The following is a 24,666-nucleotide window of genomic DNA, read 5'->3' on the forward strand; positions in this document are numbered from 1 at the left end:
TAACAAGACTTTTTACTGTATTTATTTTTGGGCTATTTTATTTTTATTATGATATTTTTTATCAAAGGAAGCATGATGACTTTATTAACTAACCATACAGCATTAACTAACAGTACTGCTAAACAAACCACAACCGTAAAACAAAAAATGATGAGTGGGGCTTTAGCCGGTGTATTGATGACCACGCTCGGCGTTGCTGCTCCAATGGTAGCTTTGACCCAAACGGCTAATGCGGCCCCAGCAACTAGCTTAGTGGCAGCTCAGCGCTTAAACAAACTATTGACCAATACCAAAAGCATGTCTGCTAACTTTACCCAAACCACTAAAGGCGCAAGCAGTGGTACTTTCAAAGGCTCAATGAGTGTCCAGCGTCCGAATAACTTCCGCTGGGAAACCAAATCCCCATCAGAGCAATTAATTGTCGCTAATGGCAGCTCGATGTGGATTTATGATAAGGATTTAGAGCAAGCGACTAAGCAAAATGTAGATAGCCAAGTGGGTAACACACCGGCGCTATTACTGTCAGGCGACCCTAGCAAAATCGATAAGAACTTTAAAATCACTCAGCCTTATGCGACCAAAAACTACTATGTACTCTATCCTAAATCAAACAACGCCAGTTTTAAAAGCCTGTCTGTTAGCTTTAACGGGGGTAAACCGGTAATGATGGTGTTGAATGACACTTTAGGCCAAACCACTTCTATTAAATTTAACAGCATTAAGCTGAACCCATCTATCGGCAGCAGTCAGTTTAAATTCACCCCGCCAAAGGGTGTCGACGTAATTAATCAGTAATCATCAATCATATTTAGAAAAATGATGATCTTGCTACAGCTATCTACTCAATAAATATCAAAGGGCAAGCCACTACCAAGGCTTGCCCTTTGGTATTTATTATTTATTAAGTAAGTAATAGATTTTATATTGTATTTTTTCGCATAAAGTGTCACATGAGCTGCATTTTAGACAGTCTAGATAAACCGATACGTGACTAAATAAGCCACTTGTCTAGGTTGCAATTAGACATATTTGGTTTACAATATCTGTTTTACTTATCATGCATATCATATGACAGCCTAGTTAATTGAATTTATTAAGATGTACAAGATTTCGTTCAGGTTTCTTTGTTTTTAATATGATGTCAGAATGTTATAAAAATAATTGTTATATTATTGATTGTATTTATAATCACTATGGCTGATAGCCATTTTTTACTCAAAATATATATTTTGTAGCATATAAAATGACGTACCAATACAGTTAAAAACTGGCTTTTAAGCCTTGATATGCGTATAGTAGGTAACCAGTTTTGCCAGTTGTCATGATGTTATTGATCGTGTGTAATGAGCTATTAAATCAATTGAATGATTGAACATAATATTGATTTAATAACTTTATCTAACGTTATTAAAAATGAGTCCGACGACCAGCTCAATCCACGCTGGCTGTTTTTACTACTGTTTGCTACTAATAGCTCTGAATATTGATGATTTTAATTCTAAGTCAATTTTCTTAAGTCTATTAAATTAACCCCGCTTTATTTTTGGAGTGGCTTAAATAGGCAGATAGTATCAGTAACGCTCAGCGTTTAGAGAGATTTGCGGTTGGTACCGTCTTACACCGTCGTCAATAATCTTGATAATTGGCCATTACCAGCACAACTAATTGTGTTTTCGTCTGCGTCAGGAATGTTGTTACGCCGTCATATTACGATTGATTGGAATTTTTGTTATTGAACTTTTTTATTAGCTAAGTTCTTTATTGATACTACATCGTAATTAATGATAGCCTGCGATAGTTATGACACTCGATTGGGTGAGGAGCGCGTATTATCATGTCTGCCTTTAATTGGTCAGCAGTTGCTTTTATTCTAGCCGCCATCGGTCTAGTTGTGTTTATGCTAGCCATTCCGCGCTTGCTTGGCGGTCGCTCGCAGGGTCTGCAAAAAGAAGAAGTGTTCGAGGCAGGCGTTGTCGGCTCTGGTAACGCTCGTATTCGCTTGTCTGCTAAATTTTATTTAGTCGCTATTTTCTTCGTCATTTTCGACTTAGAGGCGTTATATCTATATGCTTATGCGGTTTCAGTACGTGAGACCGGCTGGGCAGGCTTTATTGCTGCTGCGACTTTTATCATCGACTTGCTGATTGGTCTAGTGTATGCCTTCAGTTTAGGTGCACTCGACTGGTCTCCTGCCGATAAACTCCGTAAGAAAGTACGCCTTTATGCGTCACCCGCAGGTTTCAATTTAGCCGATATCACTAAGTTCGATGGTGTCGATGAGCTAATGGTGGATCCCACTGGTAAAATTCCGGCGCAGTCTTCAGGGCAAATCAACGTCTCGAACAATATCGAAGCCAATCGTCACCACCTACAAAGTATCGATCATATTAATACCACGGGTAATATTACTTCTGTGGATTTTGCTGCGTCTGCGCAAAATACGAATACTGAGCATGATCGTTAATATATGAGCCATAAATATATCAGTTATTAGCAGGTCGTTCGTTATTAGACTTTGTTTTTATAAACTGCATTTGCAAGTCGTATTTACAAACTGTATTTGTAAAGTTTACAGCAACGGTATGCTCAATATTACAGTAATACTAGCGCCAACAATATGGTTGCCGCGCTACGCTTAATTGAAAGGTTGTATGTTATGAAATACACATTAACAAAAGCCAATCCTGATGCAGATACCTATCCTGCACAAACTCGTGAGACAGTCAGTGATCCTCTCGAAGATGAAGTTAATAAAAACGTTTTTATGGGTCGTTTAGAAGACCTCGTACATTCAACGGCTAACTGGGGTCGAAAGAACTCCTTATGGCCATTTAACTTTGGTACCTCTTGTTGCTACGTAGAATATGCCACTACCTTAACGGCCGTTCATGATTTGTCGCGCTTTGGGGCGGAAGTTATTCGTGCCTCGCCACGTCAAGCGGATGTGATGATTGTGGCAGGAACCTGCTTTGTTAAGATGGCACCGGTTATCCAGCGTCTTTATGAGCAAATGCTTGAGCCTAAGTGGGTTATCTCTATGGGTTCGTGTTCCAACTCTGGCGGCATGTATGACATTTATTCAGTGGTACAAGGCGTGGATAAGATTATTCCAGTTGATGTCTATGTGCCTGGCTGTCCACCACGTCCTGAAGCTTTGATTCAAGGTCTGATGTTACTACAAGAGTCCATCACTGAAGAGCGTCGTCCGCTAGGTATTCATGTCAATGATAAAGGTGTCTATCAGCCGCAAATGACTCCTGAGCGTGACCGTAAACAAGCGGATCGTATCGCGGTGAAAAACTTGCGTAGCCCGGATAGCATTTAGGTTCAGAGTGGTAGCAGTCACGTTTTATGCGCTCATCGCCGTTTGGTTATGATAAATTAGTTATGATTAATGAAGGAAGATATCATTCATGGTCACGGTAGTCGAAAACACAGATCCTAATATTAAACCCGTACCAGCAGTCATCAAAGAGCTGGAAAATAAGTATTCCGGCAAGTTTGTCGTGCAGCAGACTATCGATGAGATTCCGACGGTTTGGGTGGCACGTGCCGACTTGTTAGATGTTCTTTTGTTTTTGCGCAAACTGCCAAAGCCCTATGTCATGTTATTTGACTTATCGGCAATTGATGAGCGCTTGCGTCAACATCGTGAAGGGTTGCCAGCTAGCGACTTTACGGTGTTTTACCATTTGATGTCGCTTGAGCGTAATAGTGATGTACGTATTAAAGTGGCTCTTAGTGAAGATGACTTAAATGTGCCGAGCGCGACCAAAATTTGGCCTAATGCCAACTGGTATGAACGTGAAGTGTGGGATATGTTCGGTATTGTCTTTAGTGGCCATCCGCATTTGACCCGTATTTTATTGCCTAAATATTGGGAAGGTCATCCGCTACGTAAAGAGTATCATGCGCGCGCCACTGAATTTACTCCTTATTTTCTGAATGCCGCCAAGCAAGAATATGAGCAAGAAAATCTGCGTTTCGTTCCTGAAGAATGGGGTATGAAGCGTTCAGGACGTGATGAGGACTTTATGTTCTTGAACATTGGTCCTAACCATCCCTCAGCGCATGGCGCGTTTAGATTGGTTTTGCAGTTGGATGGCGAAGAAATCGTCGACTGTATTCCAGATATTGGCTATCACCACCGTGGTGCGGAAAAGATGGCTGAGCGTCAAACATGGCATTCTTATATTCCTTATACTGACCGGGTTGATTATCTCGGTGGCGTAATGAACGAGCTGCCGTATATCATGTCGGTCGAAAAGTTAGCCGGTATTACCATTCCAGCTCGCGCTGAGACTATTCGCGTGATGATGAGTGAGTTTTTCCGGATTACTAATAACTTGTTATTCGTTGGTACTTTTATTCAAGATGCCGGTGGTATGACGCCAGTCTTCTATGCATTTACCGATCGCCAAAAAGCTTATGACGTCATTGAAGCAGTAACTGGCTATCGGATGCATCCGGCGTGGTTCCGTATTGGCGGTACAGCGATGGATTTACCGCGTGGCTGGCAGCGTTTGGTTCGTGAGTTCTTGGACTGGATGCCGAAGCGTTTAGACGAGTATGTCAAAGCCGCGATGATGAATAGCGTGCTCAAAGGTCGTACCCAAGGCGTTGCTCAGTATGATGCTAAGCAAGCATTAGCTTGGGGTGTGACCGGTGCAGGTCTGCGTGCAACGGGTGTCGATTTTGATTTACGTAAAGCACGTCCATATATGGGCTATGAGAATTTCGATTTTGAAGTGCCACTTGGTTATAACGGCGATGCTTATGACCGCTGTATGATTAAAATCGAAGAAATACGCCAGTCAATGCGTATTATTAAACAGTGTATGGATAATATGCCACAAGGCCCTTATAAGGCGGATCATCCATTAGCTGTGCCACCACCGAAAGACCGTACCTTAAACGATATTGAAACCTTGATTAACCATTTTCTCTCAGTTTCTTGGGGTCCTGTGATGCCGGCTGGGGAATGTTCAACGATGGTAGAGGCTACCAAAGGTCTTAATAGCTATTACATTACCTCGGATCACGCTACTATGAGCTATCGTACGCGTATTCGCACACCGACATTTGCGCATTTACAACAAATGCCATCAGTGATTAACGGCTCATTGGTATCGGATGCCATTATGTATTTGGCGTCGATTGATATTGTAATGGCAGATTGTGATCGTTAGTCGTTATTAATTTGAAAATAAAATGCTCAAAAGTTAATTGCTGTGGTTCTGATAAAGAATTTAATCAATATGTTATCGCCAACGGGCACACCAAAACGCTGCAACTGCGTGATAAAAGCAACGTAATTGCAGGGTGATGAGTGAGGAAAGAAAGAGATTATGAAAATTGTTACCGATAAAGCGCCAAAAGTAAATGTGGCCAGTATCCTAACCGCCACAGAGATTACGGCGATTCATGAGTTTATGCATCATTATCCGCAAGCGCGTGCCGCCTCGTTAGATTCGCTAAAAATCGTGCAAAAGCGTAACGGCTGGGTCGATGATGCGCAATTGAACGCCATTGCCAATATTTTAGATATTCCAGTGACTGATATGGATGGGGTGGCGACCTTCTTTAATCGTATTTATCGTCAGCCTGTTGGTCGCCATGTAATCCTTATTTGCGATTCAGTGGCGTGTTATCTGACCGGATACGAAGCACTATCCACTGAGCTTAGATCTCAGCTGAGTATTGAGTATGGTCAGACTACTGCGGATGGTCGCTTTACCTTATTGCCTATTTGCTGTCTCGGCAACTGTGATAAAGGCCCTGCAGTACTGATTGATGAAGACACCTATGGTCCGGTCCAGCCAGATGAAGTTGCCCAATTGTTGGAGCTATACGCATGAGTTTAACGGTTTCAGAGCAGATTGCCCGTCGCAGCCAAGGTAAAGCGCCCAGCCAATTGAATGAGCAACGCATTGCCGTTTATGGCGATAAGGCCACCGCCACTAGTGAGACCAAGCCGTTAACATGGCGTTTGGCACATCACGATGCGGTATTAGATCTCGCCACCTATCAGTCACTTCGTGGTTTTGAAGCGCTTAAAATGGCGTTGGAGCAAACGCCAGATGATATTTTGAAAATTATCAAAGAGGCAGTGGTCAAAGGTCGCGGCGGCGCAGGTTTCCCAGCGGGCATTAAGTGGTCGCTGATGGCGCCAATAGATGGCGGACCGCGCTATTTGGTTTGCAATGCTGATGAGATGGAGCCGGGTACCTTTAAAGATCGGCTACTCATGGAGCGTCTACCTTTTCAGCTTATCGAAGGCATGTTGATTTCGGCTCATGCCATCGGAGCGACGGCCGGTTATATCTTTATTCGCGGTGAGTATATCGTTGCCGCCGAACGCCTAAAAGCTGCTATTGAAGAGCTCAAAACTAATAACCTACTTGGTGATAATATCTTGGGCTCAGATTTTAGCTTTGATTTGAACGTCCACACGGGTGCTGGCCGCTATATTTGCGGCGAAGAAACTGCACTGCTAAATTGTCTAGAAGGCCGCCGCGCCATTCCTCGTACCAAACCGCCATTTCCTCAGGTGGCAGGAGCGTGGGGTCGTCCAACGATTGTCAATAACGTTGAGACCCTCAATAACGTACCTGCCATCATTTTGCACGGTAGTGAATGGTATACCGCATTGCCTAATGAAAAAGGCGTGAGTGAAACTCCAGGCACTAAGCTGTTTGGTTGTTCCGGAATGGTCAATGACCCTGGTCTATGGGAGTTGCCATTTGGTTATACTGCACGTGAAATCATCGAAGATTTCGCCGGCGGTATGCAAGAGGGACGCACACTCAAGGCATGGATACCGGGTGGCGCATCAACCGACTTTTTGACCACAGAACATTTAGATGTGGTAATGGATTTTGATACCATTCAAAAAGCCGGTAGCCGTATGGGTACGGGGCTGATTATGGTAGTTGATGAACAGCAAGATATGGTGCCCTTAGTACGTAATCTTGAGATTTTCTTTCAACGTGAGTCGTGCGGTTGGTGTACACCTTGCCGTGATGGCCTGCCTTGGGGTGTTAAATTACTCACTGCTATTAATGAGGGTGAAGGGCAAGTAGGTGATGTGGAAAAGCTTGAGGGCTTAACCCGTGACTTGTGGATCGGTAAAACGTTCTGCGCCCATGCTCCTGGTGCAATGGAGCCGCTCATGAGTGCGATTAAATATTTCCGTCCTGAGTTTGATCAAAAAATTGCGCAGGCGGTCGGTGTAGATGTCATTGAGGCTGCAGCTAATCAGCAGCCAGTAGTGAAATAAGGAGAGCGACATGGCAGTCATACATATTGATGGAACCACTGTCGAAGTAGATAGCGCAGACAACTTGCTACAGGCGTGTTTGTCACTTGGCATTGATGTGCCGTATTTTTGTTATCATCCCGCCTTAGGTTCAGTCGGCTCGTGTCGTCAGTGCGCGGTTAAGCAATATCAAACCAAAGAAGATATGGAAGCAGGTCGCGGTAGATTAGTAATGTCATGTATGGTCGCGCCAAGCGATGATATGTACATCTCAGTCGATGACAAAGAGGCTAAAGAGTTTCGGCAGTCGATTGTTGAGTTCTTAATGACCAACCATCCGCACGATTGCCCCACGTGTGAAGAAGGCGGGCACTGCCATTTACAAGATATGACTTATATGTCAGGCCATCACCGCCGCCGCTATCGTTTCACCAAGCGCACTCATCACAACCAAGAGCTTGGGCCATTTATCGCTCATGAGATGAACCGTTGTATCGCTTGCTATCGCTGTGTCCGTTTTTATAATGACTATGCGGGCGGCGAAGATCTGGGCGTTTTTTCCTCAAATAACAGAGTTTATTTCGGCCGTGATAAAGACGGGCAGTTTGAAAGTGAGTTTTCGGGTAACTTAACCGAAGTTTGCCCAACTGGTGTGTTTACCGATAAAACCCATTCTGAGCGTTATAACCGTAAATGGGACATGCAATATGCACCAAGCATTTGTCATGGTTGCTCTGCCGGTTGTAATATCTCACCTGGTGAACGTTATGGTGAATTGCGCCGTATTGAAAATCGTTATAACGGTGAAGTGAACCGTTACTTCTTATGTGACCGTGGACGCTTTGGTTACGGCTATGTCAACCGTGACGACCGCCCAACTCAAGCGCTTGAGCTTATTAACAACAAGCATGTGAAGATTAATATCAATTATGCACTCGATGAAACTATTAAACGTTTACAAGATAAGAATGTCATCGGTATCGGCTCTCCACGTGCCAGCCTTGAGACCAACTTTGCCTTAAAAAACCTGGTTGGCTTTGATAATTTCTCAACTGGTTTGAATCATCAGCAACAAGCGCTGGTGAATAAGTGCATCGAAGTTTTAAGTACTGAAGGTATTTACAACCCCAATCTAACTGATATCGAAGGTCATGATGCTGTATTGATTTTGGGTGAAGATATTACCCAAACCTCGGCTCGGGTAGCATTGTCGGTGCGCCAATCAGCGAAAAATGAAGCGGTCAAAATGGCTACTGCGCTTAAGACGCAAGTCTGGCTCGCAGAACCTTTACAACGTATCTCTCAAGGCGCGCTCAGTCCCGTTTATATTATTGACGTTACCCAGACTAAGCTTGATGACATCAGTAAAGTTAGCTGTGTGGCGACCCCTGAAGATATTACTAAGTTGGGCTTTAAAGTCGCCGATGAGATTGCAAATTTAGCGGATGATTTAGCGCAAATTGTTAATCCAGAAGAATCGCAAGCGACACCAGCCGACTCAGGACAAGAACAGTTAGGTCAAGGGCAGTCAGACCAAGAAATTGATCCGATGCAAACGTTAGCACAGCAAATTGCTTATGATTTAGTGCAAGCAGATCAACCACTAATCATATCAGGCACTAGCTTATCGTCTACTGCTTTAATCGAATCAGCTGCTCAAGTTACGCAAGCATTGAGTCAAAAACGGGCAGCCATCAAAGCCACTGAACATGAGCAAGTTGAGACTCATAATGCTAAAGTTCGGGCAGCTGAAGAACGAGCAGCAACCGCGCAGCCTGTTGATGACAAAGAGTTAGCAGCGAAACCTGCCAAGCCTGAGACTGGTACCAATAAAGATGAGCAAGACGACGTTGAGCGTAAGCCAGCAACCGAGCTTCAGCTTAAAGAAGCAAATGATAATTACCGCGCCCAAGCTGGTATTTATCTGACCGTCCCCGATGCCAATAGTATGGGTGTATGCCTGCTTGGTGGTCATTCGGTAGAAGAGCTACTAGCAACTGATTTCGACGTGGTAGTGGTTGCGGAAAACCAGCTGACTGATGCTATTGATGCTCAGAAGCTGACCCAGCTATTAGCAGACAAAACAGTTATCGCTCTTGATCATCAATCATTGGATTGGCATAAAGATGTCGATATTGTCCTACCAGCAGCAAGCTTTGCAGAAGCTGACGGTACCTTAGTATCCGCTGAAGGACGTGCTCAGCGTTTCTTCCAAGTCTATGATAACAACTATTTTCATCCGCTCAGCAGTATTAAAGAAGGCTGGCGTTGGTTGCACGCTGTTCATAACAGCTTAATGGGTAAACCTGTAGATTGGACGCAACTTGATGATGTGATTAACGCTTTGATAGCGACGCATCCTAAGCTTGCCGGTATTAAAGACGCTGCGCCCGATGCCGATTATCGCATTACCGGTCTCAAGATTGCCCGTGAGCCGCGACGCTACTCAGGTCGTACCGCGATGCGTGCGCAAATGTCAGTACATGAACCCATGCAGCCAAAAGACTGGGATACGGCTTTAACCTTTTCAATGGAAGGCTATAGCGGTAAACAGACGCCAAGCTCGATGATACCGTTTGCGTCTTCTGCCGGTTGGAACTCACCACAAGCGTGGAATAAATATCAAGATAAAGTCGGTGGTAGTCTAAAGAATGGCGATCCGGGTGTGCGTTTATTTGATCAGCTAGAGCGCTTAATGCAGCGTCAATATGTCGCGCCAGAAGCGACCTCTTTGAATACGACTGATATGCAGCAAGGGCAGGCGAAGCTAGTACCTATTTATAATATCTATGCCAGTTCAATGATGGCGTCGCGTAGCCCTATCGTTGCTGGGCAATTACCAATTGCTACTTGGCGTGTCGGTATTGATGATGCGCAAGATTGGAATATTGCTGATGGTGACTATTTAGCCATTGAGGTTGATAAGCAGCAAATTACTTTGCCTGTGCAATTGGTACATTATTTAGCAGAAGGCTGTATCGGCTATCCGGTTGGACAGGTGAGCATTATCCATCCCTCATTGCCAGCATCGGTACGTAAAGTGGATGCGCCAGTAACTGCTATAAAAATATCTGATGCCATGGCGGACGATAGTATTTTGCTAGCGGATTCGAATATTGACAACAGCGCCGCTACTGCGCCGACCACCACACAGGAGGTGTAATATGTCATTTACTCGTATTATTCCTGATGTGCCAAGCTTTTTGGCCAGTATGATGACTTTCGATACTTGGTCAATCTTTTTTATGGTCGTGCAAGCGCTGGTCATCTTTTTGGTAGTCGTCATTGTCGCCGCTTTGATGATTGTTTATGAACGCCGGATGCTTGCTTTATGGCAAGACCGTTATGGGCCTAACCGCGTTGGGCCCTTTGGTTCTCTGCAATTAGTCGCTGATATGCTTAAAATCTTCTTCAAAGAAGATTGGACGCCGAAATTTACTGATAAGTTTATTTTTACTCTCGCACCAGCGGTCGCGATGTTTACTGCCTTAGCCTCTTTTGCCATCATTCCAGTATCGCCAAGCCTTGGCGTCGCAGATTGGGATATTGGTATTTTGTTCTTCTTTGCGATGGCAGGAATCGCGGTCTATGCAGTAATGTTCGGCGGTTGGGCATCAGCGAACAAGTTCTCGTTGTTGGGTGGCCTGCGTTCAGCAGCGCAAACTATTAGTTATGAAGTATTTTTAGGGTTATCGTTGATGGGCGTTGTGGCGTTAACGGGCTCTTTTAACTTGCGTGCGATCGTCGAGGCGCAGGTGAATGGTTGGTATATCATTCCGCAGTTTTTTGGCTTCTTAGCCTTTGTGGTAGCAGGGGTCGCGGTAACGCATAGACACCCATTTGACCAACCAGAAGCAGAGCAAGAGCTTGCTGAAGGGTATCATGTCGAATATTCCGGCATGAAATTCGGTATGTTCTTTATTGGTGAATATGTCAACGTCGTATTAATTTCAGCGTTGATGACTTGCCTGTTCTTTGGTGGCTGGCTGGCACCTTTTAACTTAAATATTCCGTTTGTTCCGCCTGCTTTTTGGTTCATGATTAAGACACTTTTCTTTATGACCATGTTTATTTTGGCACGGGGCTCATTGATCCGTCCACGCTATGATCAGGTGATGAATTTTGGCTGGAAAGTTTGTCTACCGGTGACCTTGATTAATCTGTTGATTACCGCTGCGGTCATTTTGATTTTTTCTCCAACGCTGTAAGATCGCGGAAGATCTAGAGTAATGCTGATAAGGATAATAATCCCATGTTTACTACGATAAAAAAGACTGTCATTGGTATGTTTACCATTGTTCGCAGCATGTGGATGGTCAATAGCCACGCGATAAGACCGCGTGATACTATTTTGTATCCTGAAGTACCGGTCCCAGTGCCGCCACGGTTTCGCGGGCGTATTATCTTGTCCCGTGATCCTGATGGAGATGAGCGCTGCGTTGCTTGTAACTTATGTGCCGTAGCATGTCCGGTGGCCTGTATCTCTCTGCAAAAGGCCGAGCGTGAAGATGGGCGCTGGTATCCGGAGTTTTTCCGTATTAACTTCTCACGCTGTATTTTTTGCGGGTTTTGTGAAGAGGCGTGTCCAACGACAGCTATTCAGATGACTCCTGATTTTGAGATGGGTGAATATGTGCGTCAAGACTTAGTCTATGAGAAAGAGCACCTGCTCATCTCAGGGCCTGGTAAATATCCTGATTATAACTATTATCGCGTATCCGGTATGGCGTTAGCAGATAAACCAAAAGGTAGCGGACAAAATGAAGCTGCACCGATAGATCTAAGGAGCTTGCTGCCGTGATGGATTTTATGAATCATCCTGATTTGGTTGGGTTTTATGCACTAGCAGCAGTGGCTATATTTGCCAGTTTGCGAGTCGTTATCCATGCCAATCCTGTCCATGCTATCCTATCGATGATTGTATCGCTATTGGCCGTTTCTGGCATCATGTTTGTGATTGGTGCGCCATTTGCTGGGGCACTTGAGATTGTCGTATACGCTGGTGCTATTCTGATATTGTTCGTGTTTGTGATCATGATGCTCAATTTAGGCATGGCGAATGAGGCGCGAGAAGAGCGTTGGCTAGATGCTAGAACATGGGCGGTGCCAACTGGTCTAACGATTGTGATTGCGGTGGTGCTCTATGCGATGATTGGACTCAATCATGATGAGACCGCTGTTATTGGCGGCGTGACTATCCCTGCAAAAGCGGTCGGTATGGCGCTATTTAGTAAGTATATTATGTTGGTTGAAGTGGCTGCATTACTATTGCTAGCTGCCTTAGTCGCCGCTTACCATTTGGGTAAAGAGTCTATCGATAATGAGATTATCGGTAACGATAGCCAAAACTTGGGCCCAAGCGCTGGTACTATTATAGAATATGATAATGCAGATGTGACTGATGCGGTCGAAATGGCTAAGCCTTATGAATATGAAGATGTCGATCCCCATGATTATGTGGGTACGCAGCGAGATGTGCGCAAGGAGTCAGACTGATGGTACAAGCAGTAAGTGTGGCACAAGAGGTGTCAAATGTGCCATTTTCCCACGAGGTGGCGGGCTTAGTACAGCCAGTCGCTGAGGCGCAGAATGTATTGGGTATGATACCTATGAGCCACGGATTAATATTGGCAGGTATTTTATTTACCATTGGTCTGTGCGGCGTCATGGTACGACGTAACTTTTTATTCATGTTGATGAGTCTTGAGATCATGATGAATGCGGCAGCATTAGCATTTGTGGTGGCAGGCAGTCGTTGGTTAGATCCAGATGGACAGATTATGTTTATCTTTATTTTGACCTTAGCGGCGGCTGAGGCCTCCATTGGTCTAGCAATATTATTGCAGTTTTATCATAAGCGTGGGCATCTCGATGTCGATAGCGCCAATGAGATGAAAGGATGATGTCATGAGTTTATTACCATTAACCTTTATACTCCCGCTCATTGGCTTTTTGATTTTAGCCTTTATGCGTGATCGGTTAACTGAACAAGCAGCTGCGTTTGTTGGTGTGGGTAGCATGTTGCTATCTGCACTGTGCACGCTGGCTGCTAGCTTTACTTTTTTAACAACCTATCCGGCAGGGACGGTGGTAGAGATGCCGCTATGGACTTGGTTTCAAGTCGGCGATTTTGCGCCAAGCTTTGGTCTAAGTTTCGATGGCTTGGCGCTAACGATGATCGGTGTTATCACTGGCATTGGCTTTTTGATTCATCTATTTGCCGCTTGGTATATGAAGGGTGAGTCAGGTTTTGCGCGCTTCTTTAGTTATATGAATTTATTCGTCGCCAGTATGCTATTACTCGTATTGGGCGATAATTTATTATTGTTATATCTCGGTTGGGAAGGCGTTGGCATCTGCTCTTATTTGCTCATTGGTTTTTACTTCCAAGACCGTGCCAATGGCCGTGCTGCGATGAAAGCTTTTACGGTCACGCGTGTTGGTGATGTGTTTTTAGCATTCGGGCTGTTCTTGTTGTTCCGTGAGTTCGGTACGCTTAATATTCAAGAGATTATCACCCGCGCTCCTGAAGTGTTCGACGTTAATAACCCAACAATGATTCTGACCACCATGATGTTGGTGGGCGGCGCGATGGGCAAATCAGCACAATTGCCATTACATACGTGGTTAGCGGATGCGATGGCAGGTCCAACGCCAGTATCAGCATTGATTCATGCGGCGACTATGGTAACGGCAGGCGTCTATTTAATCGCTCGCATGCATCCGTTATTTTTACTGACCCCTGGCGTATTGCTATATTGGGTTGGTGCCGTTGGTGCTTTAACTTTGACAATCGGTGGACTCTGTGCGTTGGCTCAGACCGATATCAAGCGTATTTTAGCCTATTCGACCATGAGTCAAATTGGCTATATGTTCTTAGCATTGGGCGTTGGCGCTTGGCAAGGGGCTATCTTCCATCTGATGGCTCATGCCTTCTTTAAAGCCTTGTTATTCTTATCGTCAGGTGCGGTCATTCTGGCAGTGCATCATGAGCAAAATATCTTTAAGATGGGTGGTTTGCGTAAGAAGATCCCCTTGGTATTTTGGTGTTATGTTGTCGGTGGCGGCGCGCTTGCTGCGATACCTTGGGTTACCGTTGGTTTTTACTCAAAAGAAGCGATTCTTTGGGAAACTTATGCTACGGGTCACCAAGTCTTATTTTATATGGGTGTATTCGGTGCTTTCTTAACGGCACTCTATACTTTCCGTATGATTTGGATTGTCTTTTTTGGTGTAGAAAAAACACCAGCGCATAAGCTATCTGGCGTGTCGTATTGGTTGCCACTTAGCGTGCTATTGGTGCTATCAACAGCAGTGGGCGCATTTATCACACCGCCATTACAAGGTGTATTGCCAGAAAGCGTTGGTCATTTATTAGAAGTGGCGAATCAAGCAGATGGTAAACATACCGCTGAGTTTATCGCCATGGGTGCGATGCTAGCAGGTTTAGTATTAGCGGCACTATTATATGTAGTGAATAAAGGTCGAATGCTCACAAGCTTTAAGCAGTCGCGAATCGGCGGCGCGCTATATTATTGGTGCTATAACGGCATGGGCTTCGATGCGCTATACGATTTAGTTTTTGTAAAACCCTTTTTATTCATTGGCCGCTTATTCAAAGCCGACCCTGTTGATAAGACTTGGAATATATTGCCAATGCTGGCGTCAGTGGGCAATAAAGCTTTGTCTGCAACGCAAACTGGGTCGCTTCGAGGCTATGCTGCAAGCTTTGGCTTGGGTGTCGCTGTACTGTTGGTGCTGGTAATGATGACGGTGGTATAAGATGATAGACTTACAACAAACGTGGATGCTGCCAGCATTGATTGCAATACCGTTTATTGCCGGATTGCTATGTTGGTTGGTTGAGCGGGTTAATAAACGTCTGCCGCGCTGGATTGCTTTAATCGGCATGATCTTGACTTTTGCGCTGTCGATAATGCTATGGTATGTCGGCGACTTCTCTGGCATGAGCACACAGGTCATTGCGCCTGAGTCTGCTGTGCCGTGGGTCGCTGAGTTTGCGGTGCCGTGGATACCTAGCTTTGGTATTAGCTTTCACTTGGCGATGGATGGTTTGTCGTTACTGATGGTTGGCTTAACCGGACTGTTAGGTGTGGCGGCAGTGGCGTGTTCTTGGAATGAGATTCAACGTCGCGTAGGCTTCTTCCATTTAAACCTTTTGTGGAGCTTAGGCGGGGTTATAGGCGTCTTTTTAGCCATCGATATGTTCTTATTCTTCTTCTTTTGGGAGATGATGCTGGTTCCTATTTACTTCTTGATCGCTATTTGGGGTCATGATGTGGTCGGTGGCAAGACCAAAGAATATGCGGCGACCAAATTCTTCCTTTATACCCAAGCTTCTGGGCTTATTATGCTCGCCGGTATTTTGGTACTGGTTATTATTAGCTATTCTTATCGCGGTGCGGTTAGCTTCAATTATAATGACTTGCTCGGTACGCCACTTGGCGGCTGGGAATTTCCGATCATGCTGTGCTTCTTTATTGGCTTTGCCGTCAAGTTGCCTATTATTCCATTCCACGGTTGGTTGCCAGATGCGCATGCGCAAGCACCAACGGCAGGTTCGGTGGATTTGGCAGGCGTATTAATTAAGACTGCGGCTTATGGTTTGATTCGCTTTGTATTACCGTTATTTCCCGCAGCCTCACAAGAGTTTGCGCCGATTGCCATGACTTTAGGAACGATTGGTATCTTTTACGGGGCATGGCTGGCCTTTATGCAGACGGATATGAAGCGTTTGCTTGCTTATACCAGTATCTCGCATATGGGCTTTGTAGTATTGGCCATTTATGCTGGAACCTTGTTAAGTTTGCAAGGCTTGATGATTCAGATGCTCGCGCATGGTTTAAGTTCAGCGGCACTGTTCATCATGGCAGGACAATTATATGAGCGTCTACATACTCGCGATCTGACTTTGATGGGCGGTATGTGGGGGCAGTTTCGCTATTATGCACCGATATTAATGTTCTTCTGTGCAGCCTTGTTAGGTATTCCTGGTACCGGTAACTTCATCGGCGAATTCATGATTTTACTAGGCTCGTTTGCTGATTATCCAGTATTTGTGGTGTTTGCAACCTTCAGTTTAGTATTGGCAGGGTTGTACTCACTAATCTTGATTCATCGTGCGCTATTCGGTGCTAATAATATTAAAGAAGTGGCTATGCACGAGACTAAATCACATGGTTTACCTGAGCGTCCACTAAAAGACTTGGGCAAGCGCGAGATATCATTGTTGCTCGTGTTAGCAATTGGGCTGGTATGGCTTGGATTATATCCGCAGCCGTTCCTTGATACCTCAAGCCATGCTATGCAGTGGATTAATAATGCGTATATCTATAATCAGGTAACACAAGTAGATGCGTCACAGTTACTTGATGCAATTGCAATGGAGGCACGTTAAGTCATGAATGAATTTACGATGAATGATTTGATGGGGCTGATGCCTTATGCACCTATCATTGCGGTAGTCATTACCGTATTGATAGTGATGATTGCTATCACTATTAAACGCTCGCACGTCGTCACTGGTACGATTACAGTGGCTGGTCTGAACGTCGCTCTGTTTACTTTATTTGGGCAAATAGGCGGCGTAATCAGTAGCGGTTCGGCATTGCCACAAGCTGAGCAGCTGTTTGTCATCGATAATTTCGCCCAGTTCAATATGGTGGTGATTCTTATCTGTGCACTGGCCTGTTGTACGCTATCGTATGCGTATTTGGTCAATCTTAAAGACAATAAAGATGAGTTGTATTTGCTTCTGCTTCTATCGACGACGGGCGCGCTACTCATGGTAAGTGCCCAGCATCTAGCCGCATTCTTTATGAGCTTAGAGCTGCTTTCAGTACCGCTATATGGTCTGCTTTCTTATACCTTTTTGCGTAACAAATCTTTGGAATCGGGGCTTAAGTATCTAGTCTTGTCGGCGACTGCGTCAGCGACTTTATTGATGGGTATGGCATTTATTTACGCGCAAGTTGGCTCATTAGGCTTTAAGCAGATCAGTCTTCAGCTAGGGAGTATGTTTGAGTCGCCGCTATTGATATTAGGCGCAGCGATGATGATGTTTGGGATTGCCTTTAAATTGTCAGCAGCGCCTTTTCATACTTGGACACCTGACGTTTATGAAGGAGCGCCTGCGCCTGTTGCCACTTATTTAGCCTCAGTCACTAAAGTGGCGATGATGGCACTGGCTGTCCGTTTCTTAATTGATACCGCGCTGTTGGCATTGCCATCGGTACAAATGCTGCTGATGGTAATGGCGACCTTATCTATTCTTGTCGGTAACTTATTGGCGGTACGTCAAACCAACTTGAAACGCTTACTCGGTTATTCCTCTATTGCTCATATGGGTTATGTGTTGATTATCATTGTGAGCATTGGGTCAGCCGCTGATAGTATCTCTAGCATGTATATGGCGGTTTATGCCTTTACCTCTATCGGTGCTTTCGGGGTTGTGACCTTGATGTCGAGCCCTTATCGTTTATCTGGTGAAGCGGGCGAGCTGATACATTATCAAGGGTTGTTTTGGCGTCGTCCGATACTCACTGCAGCGATGACTATTATGATGTTATCATTAGCAGGTATACCGTTAACGGCAGGTTTCATTACTAAGCTGTTTGCGATCTTGGCGGCGGTTCAAGGCACTCATTGGTTCTTAGCTGCCATGATTATATTAGGTAGTGCGATTGGTCTGTTCTATTATCTACGGGTGATGTTAACGTTATTTAAGCGTCCAAAAGAGTTTATTGAGTTTGACGTTGCAGGGCAGTGGGGTATTCGTATGGGCGGTCTCATGGTGATTGCGGTCACTGCGGTTATCGTCTTCTTCGGAGTGTTGCCTAATAGCTTAATTGTTTGGTCAAGCATGGCACGTATTTGGTAACGTGAGCGTTATAAAATACGATAAGTGCCAGCAGGTTAAGCTTCTGCCGTTACTTATAGAAAAACAAGATGCGCCTCGTTTATGATAAGCTTGGCGCATCTTTTTTGTTTGTCTTGCTAATAAATATTTAATAGCTTGTTCTGACAAATAATAGCCTTTTTATCAAAAAATAATGCCTAATAAAATTATAAGTGATTTCTTATGAGTGACAATATTCAAACCGTAAAAGTGCTCAGCAAAACTACCTGGACGCCTAGTTTATTTAGCTTTACGGTCAGCCGTCCCGATAGCTTCAAATTTACTGCTGGGCAATTCGTACGTTTAGGGGTTAACCCCAGTAAGCTGCAATACTATCAACAAAGCAAACAGCAACAGACCAAAGAAGAGCAACAAGGCGAAGAAAGAAATCAAGCGTCAGAGTCTGCACCTGATGAAGACATCTTTCGCGCTTATTCTATCGTCTCATCGCCCTTCGATGAGACGATAGAATTCTTCTCTATCGTCATTCCTAATGGCGCATTTACCTCGCAATTGCAGCATTTACAAGTTGGTGATGAGCTGTTGCTTAATACCCTGCCATTTGGATTTTTAACCTTAGCGCGTTATCAAAAACCGCACCCAAAAGACTTGTGGTTATTGGCTACCGGCACGGGCTTAGCACCATTTTTATCGATGCTGCAAGACCTGCAAACATGGGAAGACTATGAGCATATTGTGCTGGCATACAGCGCCCGCTCATTTGAAGAGCTGGCCTATGTCGATAAGATTAAACAGCTCCAAGACGATTTTGGTAGCTTGGTGGATACTCCAGCACAGCTGATTTTTATCCCTATTGTGACTCGTGATCCAGTTGCGGGCGCATTGACAGAGCGCTTACCTAAGTTATTATTAGACGGGACCCTACAAAAACACGCAGGTATTGCGTTAGATATTGATAGCACCCATACGATGCTATGCGGTAATCCTGACATGGTAGAAGATACCAAAGAAGCGCTCAAAAAATTGGGCTTGGTGATGAATCGACGCGGCGAGGGTAATATTGCCGTAGAAAATTACTGGTAAATTAAGCCCAATAAAAAACGCCGCGACTCTATCAATGTAAGGTAGCGGCATATTGCTTTAAAATAATGAAATTTAATAGTTTATAACTGCTCGTTATTCTTGGCTAGGTTCAGTTGCATCCTCCAACGGATTGATAGGACCTTTCATCAATTTGGGCTCATTATTGTCACTATCATCGTCATTAATGATATCTTCGCCACTACTGCCACCTAATAAGTCACGGTAATTAACCTGGGTCTTGAGGATGAGTTGTTCTTCTTCGACCTCGCTATAATTCACTTGCACTTTATGCAGGGTGCTCATTATTTTTTGGTTCTTTTTCAGCCAGCGATGAATATCTAGATAAATGATGTCGTCTTTGGCGCGGGCGATATTAATATAGGTTAAGATAGCGCCCAATGGGTCTTTTTTGAGTACGCTATGATAGAACCAAATAGCAAGTTTAATGCCTTGGCGCTTCATAAAGGATTCGCAGCGTAAATTGAGCACATCCGTATAAGTCAGCTGACCAAAGACAAAGCGCTGTACGTTGCGATCGAGTTGAAGATGAACGAGACTAAAGTTACTGGCGACTTCCAGATAAATACCTGCAACGTTAATCGTACAATATAAGCGAAGCCATTCGTCATGTAGCTCGACACGCAGCTCTAAGATAGACTTCACATTATCAGTGACGAATTTCTGTAGCGCATCATTAACATACTTTTGCGGTACCGGTAATGCCAGCTCGTCATCAAGCTTATCAGTGGTTTTGTTATAGAGTTTTTTGATGGCGTGGGTTAGGCTTTCCCAACCATCGCTAAAGGACTCGTTAGAATGGAAGTCAATATTATCCGAAAAATTATCGAAGTTATCGGTATTATCAAAGTTGCTCAAACTTATTATCCTTATGTTTGATTATAATATATTTGGTTAGCGCCCATAATAAAGGGCAGCCTTTATAAAGACTGATATGGCAAAGTAAGTCACTAATTGAGTAGTTATAAAATTAGTATGTTATAAGGTTTGCAGGTTACAAAATAGTTAATTGCAATATAGGTAATAAAAATAGTATATAGCAAAATAGCATGGTGCAAAACTGATGCGCCCGTATTGTAGCAAATAACCTAACTATACTAATAACGCAGTACTAATAAGGTATTGAGAAAAACCGCGCCATTGATAGTTTATTGCTATAAATCTTGCGTCAAACATACATTTATAAAAGATATAGAGTGAAGAATGGGTATGGATTTTTTAGGTTTTACCATCGATATAGCCACATTGACGGATAGCGCTTTAACGCTATTATTTAAAGTTATCTTGGCGCTGTTTATATTTATAGTGGGCCGCTGGCTGGCCAAAAAAGCAGTTACTGTTACCAACCGTATTATGGTACGTAGCCGTATAGATGATACTGTTGCTAGCTTTTTAGGCCGCTTGCTGTACGGAATCTTATTGGTGATTGTGGCCTTAGCGGCGCTGAATCAAGTCGGCGTGCATACGACTTCGGTGGTGGCAATCTTAGGCGGCGCGGCTGTTGCGATTGGCCTCTCATTAAAAGATCAGCTGTCAAACTTCGCGGCTGGGATTATGATTGTGACCTTTCGTCCGTTTGTACGCGGCGACTATGTACAGATTAAAACCTTTACCGGCACTGTCACTGAGATTACTTTGGTCAACACCCATCTGACCACCATTAATAACCATGATATCATCATTCCAAACAGCGATATTACCACTTCAGCAACTACCAATTATACTGCGCTACCCAGTCGCCGCGTGGATATCACTATTCGTATTGGCTATGACGCTGATATCAAAACCGCTAAAAACATTATGTTAGATTTGGCTAGAGACAATGCTGTCGCTTTTAGTGATCCTGCACCGATTGTACGTGTGACCAATTTAGGTGAAAACTCGGTTGATTTGACCTTAAACGTTTGGACAACTAATGATGACTGGTGGGCGATGCAGTGTGAGCTGCTTGAGCAATTTAAATACGCGCTTGATGACAATAAAATTGACATTCCATTCCCGCAGCGTAGTGTTCATGTCAAAGGTTTGGATATGCTGGTAAATAATATGGATCAATCACAAAAGTTGCCCATGACTAAAGACGAATAGCTTTTGAACATGATTAAAGGTCATCAGGTTTAAAGGCTATCATGCTTAAAGATTAGTAGGTGTAAAATCAGGTTTACAGGTTGAGGTTACAGATAGGGATTAGGGAGCTTTAGACGCGATAAGATATCAATCTCAAAGCTTTCCATTTCGTCTTGTTCCGCTTGTCCAAGCATATGATCAAAGCCAAATAAGTGCAGGACGCCATGAATTAATAAATGGCTAATATGCTGGGCAACGTCTTTTTCTTGCTCAGCGGCTTCACGCACCACCACTTCATGACAAATAATCAGTTCGCCCAATGGCAATGTCGGCATCAGCTCAATAATATTAGCCGGCATCTCGCTTGGATAAGATAAAATATTAGTCGGATTATCCTTACCACGTGCCTCTAGATTTAACGCCCGTCCTTCAATGCTATCAGTAATGTAAATATCTAAAGCTTTGGGCTTTTGCGCCCATAACTCATCATCAACGTCAGTAAAGTAGGGTAGCATCAGGCCATCTTTAAGTTGCTCATTAATATAGTCTAATGTTGCCATTAGGGTTGGTCGTAAAATATCTTCGGCGTAAAAAGTGCTTAATAGCTCGGCATCAGCACCGTCTATATCAAAACTGTCTGCTGCGCTAATGTTCAATTCAGCAAGTTCGGTATTGTTATGGTCGTTTTTATCATTAGACTGAGTCATTATTCTGTTCTCCGTAATGTATCCTAAGTTCGTGTTGTAGTGTTCATGAGCTATTATAGTATTGAACGCTGTAGTAAGTATGATAAGGGAATAGGTATAATAAGCACGCAGGCAAGCTATTGAATGATTTGCTTATTGACTATAGCGAAGTTGACTAATGCTGCTAATATTGAGTGTCATAAGCCAATAACTAACCATTATAAAAAACACATTAAAATGTGAATTTTACTTTTAATAGTGCTATTTTTAGTAATAATGAATTTTCATAAAAATAACCCAGTAGCGGATTATAGCCGCTAAATTATAATAAGGATAAATGATGTTAACACTTTACGGTTATAAACGATCAGGCAATAGCTACAAAGCAAAGCTAACTTGCGAATTATTAGCACTTGATTATAAATGGGTAGAAATAGACATTATCGCTGGTGATAATAAACAAGATGATTTTTTAGCTATCAATCCTTTAGGTCAAGTACCAGTATTACAGATAGAAAAGTTACAGATAAATACAAGTAATAATACAAGCAGCTCCGACTCTAATAGTACTGATCAGTCTACTACGTTATTAGAGTCCAATGCCATCATACGCTATCTAGCGAATGATTCGTGGCTGATTCCAGCTGACCCGATACCCTATGCACAAATGTGGCAGTGGTTACTGTATGAGCAAAATGAAATCAGAGCCAATATTGGTCCTATTCGTTTTATCAAAACCCATCCTGATACGACTGCGCATCGCCAAGAGGAATACCAGCGAAAATTTAGTAAAGCACAAGATGCTCTGAGCTATCTAGATAAGCAATTTAGCAATCGTCAATTTATCTTAGGGGATAACGTCAGTCTGGCTGATATAAGTCTGTATGCTTATAGCCATGTCGCTGATAAAGGCGGAATTGATATGTCAGCATATCCGCATCTAAAGGACTGGTTTAAACGTATTGAAAGCTTGGAATATTATGTGCCACTTTAACAAATATGGGAAGAGGTTAATAATACGGTTAAATTTATAAAAGTAGGTAAATTTAGACCATAAAAAACCGGATATCATATCCGGTTTTTTTTAATATAAAGCTAAACGTTGAAGATGATGAATTCAATAGTGTCCGTTATAGTCTGGTTGCAAATTCAGCGATGGCTTCTTTGCGTTCTTGTTCAGCCATCCGCTCTTGTTTGCGTTTTACTTTTAGTGTCTCTTGCTCCTCGTCGAACACATCATAAGCTTCGACGATTTTTTGTACCAATTGATGGCGTACCACATCTTTTGAATCAAACTTAGTAATATGAATCTCATCAATACCGCTTAAGATATCTAACGCTTGGGTCAGACCAGATTTAGTACCACGCGGCAAATCTACTTGGGTTATGTCACCAGTAATTACTGCACGTGAACCAAAGCCTAAGCGCGTTAGGAACATCTTCATCTGCTCAGGAGTGGTGTTTTGTGCCTCATCTAAGATGACAAATGAGTTATTGAGCGTACGTCCGCGCATATAGGCGAGCGGTGCCACTTCAATCTCTTGGCGCTCAAGCATTTTACCTACTTTTTCAAAACCTATCATCTCATAGAGCGCATCATATAATGGACGAAGATATGGGTCAATTTTTTGGGTCAAGTCCCCCGGTAGGAAGCCCAGTTTTTCACCAGCCTCAACTGCTGGTCGCACTAATAAAATACGCTCAATCTCATTACGCTCTATCATATCAACGGCACAAGCGACTGCCAGATACGTCTTACCGGTACCCGCAGGGCCAATACCAAAGGACACGTCAGAGTTTAAAACGTTCTTGACATAGCGCTGTTGATTGCCGCCGCGTGGAATGATTTTACCTTTACGTGTACGTAGAGTTATAGGCGTAAAGTCACTAGCTGAGTCTAAATCGTCTGCATTGTCGCTTTCATTACTATTGACATTATTATCAACATTGCCGTCGTCACTGTCATCATCGTCTTCTATATCTTGGTCACGCGAGGTGCTCGATTGAATAATGAGGTGCAGCTCTTCTGGAGTAATGTCTTTTGTATTTTGAGCTTCATCGACCAGTTTATATATGATGTGTTCACCGCGCTCAACATCTGCCAAATCACCACTCAGGCAAAAATCACCTTGGCGCTGGCTAATTTTGATATTAAGGCGCTCTTGGATATATTTCATGTGCTTGTTATATTCGCCAAGCACGGTTTTAAGTTGGGCTGGGGTCAATGATTCGAATTTTATGCGGCGGCTCATGGAGTCAGTCAAGCGATTATCCTTGTATTGATTGCCCTATTAATAATGGTCATATCTCATAACTTTGCAGTTATAAAAACAACCTTCTTAATGGGGCTAATTATATAAATTGGGGGTTAATAAGAGATTAAAGCTAAAGCACTTCATTTTTTAATGTTATTACTAATATAAAGTTATTATAAACACAGATACTACCTTCATTATGGTTGATAGTTTTTAAATTTCAAGCAATGCATGGCACTGGATGAAGCTGTTTTTGTATGCTGATTGCAATCGCGAAGTCAGTCGTAAATACTAATCTAGTAACTATATCTTCCATTCATGGTACAGCAAAATAAAAGCATAGCAAATGACTGAACTAAGCGCTAAATAGCAGGTAATAGATATGGCATATACCGCGACGTTACGGACTTCTGAGCAATT

The 24,666-nt window shown here is 43.5% G+C and carries 20 protein-coding genes; 17 read left to right on the top strand and 3 right to left on the bottom strand.

The annotated features are described in order from the left end of the window. The first annotated feature begins 72 nt into the window (after positions 1 to 72). The 15 genes from lolA to JMY06_RS01590 all read left to right on the top strand — a co-directional run bounded on the left by lolA (position 73) and on the right by JMY06_RS01590 (position 19,220). On the top strand, positions 73 to 795 hold the full coding sequence (gene lolA, locus JMY06_RS01520) for an outer membrane lipoprotein chaperone LolA (protein WP_227672109.1): 723 nt from the start codon (positions 73 to 75) through the stop codon (positions 793 to 795). A 1,039-nt stretch (positions 796 to 1,834) separates the two neighbouring features. Next, positions 1,835 to 2,464 carry an NADH-quinone oxidoreductase subunit A gene (ndhC, locus tag JMY06_RS01525; RefSeq protein WP_201527649.1) on the top strand — a complete coding sequence of 210 codons (630 nt, stop codon included), beginning with the start codon at positions 1,835 to 1,837 and terminating at the stop codon, positions 2,462 to 2,464. Between the two features lie 192 nt (positions 2,465 to 2,656). Next, positions 2,657 to 3,325 carry a NuoB/complex I 20 kDa subunit family protein gene (locus tag JMY06_RS01530; RefSeq protein ID WP_201527650.1) on the top strand — a complete coding sequence of 223 codons (669 nt, stop codon included), beginning with the start codon at positions 2,657 to 2,659 and terminating at the stop codon, positions 3,323 to 3,325. Between the two features lie 88 nt (positions 3,326 to 3,413). Next, positions 3,414 to 5,189, top strand: coding sequence for an NADH-quinone oxidoreductase subunit C/D (nuoC, locus tag JMY06_RS01535; protein WP_201615664.1), 1,776 nt, complete (start codon positions 3,414 to 3,416; stop codon positions 5,187 to 5,189). A 159-nt stretch (positions 5,190 to 5,348) separates the two neighbouring features. After that, on the top strand, positions 5,349 to 5,858 hold the full coding sequence (gene nuoE / locus JMY06_RS01540; protein WP_201615665.1) for an NADH-quinone oxidoreductase subunit NuoE: 510 nt from the start codon (positions 5,349 to 5,351) through the stop codon (positions 5,856 to 5,858). Then, positions 5,855 to 7,279 carry an NADH-quinone oxidoreductase subunit NuoF gene (gene nuoF / locus JMY06_RS01545; RefSeq protein ID WP_201615666.1) on the top strand — a complete coding sequence of 475 codons (1,425 nt, stop codon included), beginning with the start codon at positions 5,855 to 5,857 and terminating at the stop codon, positions 7,277 to 7,279. The genes nuoE and nuoF overlap by 4 nt, the downstream gene beginning before the upstream one ends. A gap of 10 nt (positions 7,280 to 7,289) precedes the next feature. Beyond that, the gene (gene nuoG, locus JMY06_RS01550; RefSeq protein ID WP_201615667.1) at positions 7,290 to 10,421 is read left to right on the top strand and encodes an NADH-quinone oxidoreductase subunit NuoG; all 3,132 of its coding nucleotides are present in this window, start codon (positions 7,290 to 7,292) and stop codon (positions 10,419 to 10,421) included. 49 nt (positions 10,422 to 10,470) lie between these two features. Beyond that, entirely contained in the window at positions 10,471 to 11,466 is a 996-nt protein-coding gene (gene nuoH / locus JMY06_RS01555; RefSeq protein WP_201615879.1) for an NADH-quinone oxidoreductase subunit NuoH, read from the top strand. A gap of 44 nt (positions 11,467 to 11,510) precedes the next feature. After that, on the top strand, positions 11,511 to 12,059 hold the full coding sequence (gene nuoI, locus JMY06_RS01560; protein WP_201527656.1) for an NADH-quinone oxidoreductase subunit NuoI: 549 nt from the start codon (positions 11,511 to 11,513) through the stop codon (positions 12,057 to 12,059). After that, positions 12,059 to 12,754, top strand: coding sequence for an NADH-quinone oxidoreductase subunit J (gene nuoJ, locus JMY06_RS01565; RefSeq protein ID WP_201527657.1), 696 nt, complete (start codon positions 12,059 to 12,061; stop codon positions 12,752 to 12,754). The genes nuoI and nuoJ overlap by 1 nt, the downstream gene beginning before the upstream one ends. 98 nt (positions 12,755 to 12,852) lie before the next feature. Next, positions 12,853 to 13,161, top strand: a complete 309-nt coding sequence (nuoK, locus tag JMY06_RS01570) for an NADH-quinone oxidoreductase subunit NuoK (protein ID WP_201527706.1) — start codon at positions 12,853 to 12,855, stop codon at positions 13,159 to 13,161. Between the two features lie 4 nt (positions 13,162 to 13,165). Beyond that, entirely contained in the window at positions 13,166 to 15,040 is a 1,875-nt protein-coding gene (nuoL, locus tag JMY06_RS01575; protein WP_201615668.1) for an NADH-quinone oxidoreductase subunit L, read from the top strand. A gap of 1 nt (position 15,041) precedes the next feature. Continuing rightward, positions 15,042 to 16,676, top strand: a complete 1,635-nt coding sequence (gene nuoM / locus JMY06_RS01580; RefSeq protein ID WP_201615669.1) for an NADH-quinone oxidoreductase subunit M — start codon at positions 15,042 to 15,044, stop codon at positions 16,674 to 16,676. Positions 16,677 to 16,679: 3 nt separating this feature from the next. Next, positions 16,680 to 18,158 (top strand): NADH-quinone oxidoreductase subunit N, encoded by a 1,479-nt coding sequence (locus JMY06_RS01585; protein ID WP_201615670.1) that lies wholly within the window; start codon positions 16,680 to 16,682, stop codon positions 18,156 to 18,158. A 201-nt stretch (positions 18,159 to 18,359) separates the two neighbouring features. Next, the gene (locus tag JMY06_RS01590; protein ID WP_201615671.1) at positions 18,360 to 19,220 is read left to right on the top strand and encodes a ferredoxin--NADP reductase; all 861 of its coding nucleotides are present in this window, start codon (positions 18,360 to 18,362) and stop codon (positions 19,218 to 19,220) included. Between the two features lie 93 nt (positions 19,221 to 19,313). Here JMY06_RS01590 and JMY06_RS01595 read toward each other — a convergent pair whose 3' ends face one another. After that, positions 19,314 to 20,096: a hypothetical protein gene (locus JMY06_RS01595; protein ID WP_201615672.1), complete on the bottom strand. Its 783-nt coding sequence runs from the start codon at positions 20,094 to 20,096 to the stop codon at positions 19,314 to 19,316. Positions 20,097 to 20,447: 351 nt separating this feature from the next. Here JMY06_RS01595 and JMY06_RS01600 point away from each other — a divergent pair, with 351 nt between their 5' ends. Then, positions 20,448 to 21,326 (top strand): mechanosensitive ion channel family protein, encoded by an 879-nt coding sequence (locus JMY06_RS01600; RefSeq protein WP_201615881.1) that lies wholly within the window; start codon positions 20,448 to 20,450, stop codon positions 21,324 to 21,326. A gap of 86 nt (positions 21,327 to 21,412) precedes the next feature. Here JMY06_RS01600 and ybeY read toward each other — a convergent pair whose 3' ends face one another. After that, complete coding sequence (gene ybeY, locus JMY06_RS01605; protein WP_201527665.1) at positions 21,413 to 22,012, bottom strand: rRNA maturation RNase YbeY; 600 nt, start codon at positions 22,010 to 22,012, stop codon at positions 21,413 to 21,415. 319 nt (positions 22,013 to 22,331) lie between these two features. Between ybeY and JMY06_RS01610 the strand changes: the two genes are divergently transcribed. Further along, positions 22,332 to 22,985, top strand: a complete 654-nt coding sequence (locus JMY06_RS01610) for a glutathione S-transferase family protein (RefSeq protein WP_201615673.1) — start codon at positions 22,332 to 22,334, stop codon at positions 22,983 to 22,985. A gap of 136 nt (positions 22,986 to 23,121) precedes the next feature. Here JMY06_RS01610 and JMY06_RS01615 read toward each other — a convergent pair whose 3' ends face one another. Then, positions 23,122 to 24,243, bottom strand: a complete 1,122-nt coding sequence (locus JMY06_RS01615) for a PhoH family protein (protein WP_201615882.1) — start codon at positions 24,241 to 24,243, stop codon at positions 23,122 to 23,124. Positions 24,244 to 24,666: the final 423 nt, after the last annotated feature.

It is taken from the genome of Psychrobacter urativorans, assembly GCF_904846675.1.
GTDB lineage: Bacteria > Pseudomonadota > Gammaproteobacteria > Pseudomonadales > Moraxellaceae > Psychrobacter > Psychrobacter urativorans_B.

Coding starts and splice junctions, on each gene's coding strand:
- nuoM (WP_201615669.1), top strand. CDS start 15,042: ATGATAGACTTACAACAAACGTGGATGCTGCCAGCATTGATTGCAATA.
- lolA (WP_227672109.1), top strand. CDS start 73: ATGATGACTTTATTAACTAACCATACAGCATTAACTAACAGTACTGCT.
- JMY06_RS01530 (WP_201527650.1), top strand. CDS start 2,657: ATGAAATACACATTAACAAAAGCCAATCCTGATGCAGATACCTATCCT.
- nuoL (WP_201615668.1), top strand. CDS start 13,166: ATGAGTTTATTACCATTAACCTTTATACTCCCGCTCATTGGCTTTTTG.
- nuoE (WP_201615665.1), top strand. CDS start 5,349: ATGAAAATTGTTACCGATAAAGCGCCAAAAGTAAATGTGGCCAGTATC.
- JMY06_RS01585 (WP_201615670.1), top strand. CDS start 16,680: ATGAATGAATTTACGATGAATGATTTGATGGGGCTGATGCCTTATGCA.
- nuoH (WP_201615879.1), top strand. CDS start 10,471: ATGATGACTTTCGATACTTGGTCAATCTTTTTTATGGTCGTGCAAGCG.
- JMY06_RS01590 (WP_201615671.1), top strand. CDS start 18,360: ATGAGTGACAATATTCAAACCGTAAAAGTGCTCAGCAAAACTACCTGG.
- nuoJ (WP_201527657.1), top strand. CDS start 12,059: ATGGATTTTATGAATCATCCTGATTTGGTTGGGTTTTATGCACTAGCA.
- nuoG (WP_201615667.1), top strand. CDS start 7,290: ATGGCAGTCATACATATTGATGGAACCACTGTCGAAGTAGATAGCGCA.
- JMY06_RS01610 (WP_201615673.1), top strand. CDS start 22,332: ATGTTAACACTTTACGGTTATAAACGATCAGGCAATAGCTACAAAGCA.
- ybeY (WP_201527665.1), bottom strand. CDS start 22,012: ATGACTCAGTCTAATGATAAAAACGACCATAACAATACCGAACTTGCT.
- nuoI (WP_201527656.1), top strand. CDS start 11,511: ATGTTTACTACGATAAAAAAGACTGTCATTGGTATGTTTACCATTGTT.
- nuoF (WP_201615666.1), top strand. CDS start 5,855: ATGAGTTTAACGGTTTCAGAGCAGATTGCCCGTCGCAGCCAAGGTAAA.
- ndhC (WP_201527649.1), top strand. CDS start 1,835: ATGTCTGCCTTTAATTGGTCAGCAGTTGCTTTTATTCTAGCCGCCATC.
- nuoC (WP_201615664.1), top strand. CDS start 3,414: ATGGTCACGGTAGTCGAAAACACAGATCCTAATATTAAACCCGTACCA.
- JMY06_RS01600 (WP_201615881.1), top strand. CDS start 20,448: ATGGATTTTTTAGGTTTTACCATCGATATAGCCACATTGACGGATAGC.
- JMY06_RS01615 (WP_201615882.1), bottom strand. CDS start 24,243: ATGAGCCGCCGCATAAAATTCGAATCATTGACCCCAGCCCAACTTAAA.